At 59.2% G+C, this 1,287-nt stretch carries 3 protein-coding genes; all 3 read left to right on the top strand.

The window, feature by feature from the left end; translation table 11 throughout:
* The first annotated feature begins 284 nt into the window (after nt 1-284).
* Nucleotides 285-626 carry a helix-turn-helix domain-containing protein gene (locus tag BMI01S_RS37295; RefSeq protein ID WP_255217864.1) on the top strand — a complete coding sequence of 114 codons (342 nt, stop codon included), beginning with the start codon at nt 285-287 and terminating at the stop codon, nt 624-626.
* 31 nt (nt 627-657) lie between these two features.
* Nucleotides 658-912, top strand: a complete 255-nt coding sequence (locus BMI01S_RS37290; RefSeq protein ID WP_042293358.1) for a hypothetical protein — start codon at nt 658-660, stop codon at nt 910-912.
* Nucleotides 909-1,287: recombinase family protein (locus BMI01S_RS37285; protein WP_042293356.1), on the top strand; the 379-nt coding region annotated here is incomplete at its 3' end. The genes BMI01S_RS37290 and BMI01S_RS37285, both read left to right, overlap by 4 nt.

Below are 1,287 nucleotides of genomic sequence, written 5' to 3'. Positions count from 1 at the left end.
AAACTAAAATATGCCCGTTACAATCAGGGCACCCCGAAATGTGGAATGTGCGCATTTTTGCTTCCGATTAGTTCTGCAAACATGGACAGTGAATGTTCACTTGGAAGCCTTGATTCTCCTTGACATTTGCAACGCTGAGGCATAATTTATATTACATGCAACGAGCCCGAAAACCCGATCCGAAACTAGCCGCACTCCACGAGAGCGGGACCCTGAATCCGCATGCACAGGATGTCCGTGATCCAGCGTTCGTTGCCAGCGACTTCTTTGATCCACGGGACTTGGTGCAGGTACGCTACGAGATGCTTCGCCGCGTGCGTACCGAGGGGCAACCCATCGCCGAGGTGGCGGCGCGGTTTGGCGTATCGCGGCCAACCTTCTACAAGGCGCAGGCCGACTTCGATCGTGAGGGACTTGCAGGGCTGCTGCCAGACAAGCGGGGGCCGCGCGGTGCTCACAAGATCACTGCGGAAGTATTGGACTTCATCGAGCAGACGCGCGATGCCGAGGGTGGTCTGGGCACGAACGAACTGCTCGAACGCATCGCGGCGAAATTCGGTTTGACTGTGCACCGCCGTACCGTAGAGCGCGCGTTACAGCGGCAGCCGAAAAAAAAACGCCAGTGAATCCCCGGCGACCGTAACGCCGGATCCCGGAGTGCTGGTCGAGAGTTACGAAGCCTTGCGCGTCGATGTGGTCGAGAAACGGGGAAGCTCCTCGTCGGGGCGCGGGCGCACGCTCCTGATGTTCAAGGGCATGGCGGCGTGGATCGCAGGCATGCGTGAGACCCCATGTACCGCAGTTGCGCGCGCCACAGTTCACGATGCAGGCCCGGGCGCGAGTATCCGCCAGGACCTGATCAATATCCTGACATCAATGGTGCTTGCGAACGCGCTGGAGGAGACGGCATGACTGTCCATACACCCGGAAAGATACAGGCCAGGCATCTCTCGAGAAACGCCTACCTTTACGTGCGCCAGTCGACCCTACGGCAGGTGTTCGAAAACACTGAGAGCACCGAGCGCCAGTATGCGCTGCGCGAGCGTGCCGTGTCGCTGGGGTGGAAAATCGACCAGGTGTTCGTGATCGATTCGGATCTCGGGCAATCCGGTGCAAGTGCCGTCGATCGTGAAGGCTTCCAGCGGCTGGTTACCGAGGTAAGCATGGGAAAGGCGGGAATCGTGATGGGTCTGGAGGTTTCGCGCCTGGCACGCAACTCCTCGGACTGGCACCGGCTGCTGGAAATCTGTGCGTTGACTGATACCCTCCTGCTGGACGGCGATGGCA

Source organism: Paraburkholderia mimosarum LMG 23256 = NBRC 106338 (genome assembly GCF_000739815.1).
In the GTDB taxonomy this organism is placed as follows: Bacteria; Pseudomonadota; Gammaproteobacteria; order Burkholderiales; family Burkholderiaceae; genus Paraburkholderia; species Paraburkholderia mimosarum.
This window is presented reverse-complemented; position numbering and strand designations above follow the sequence as displayed.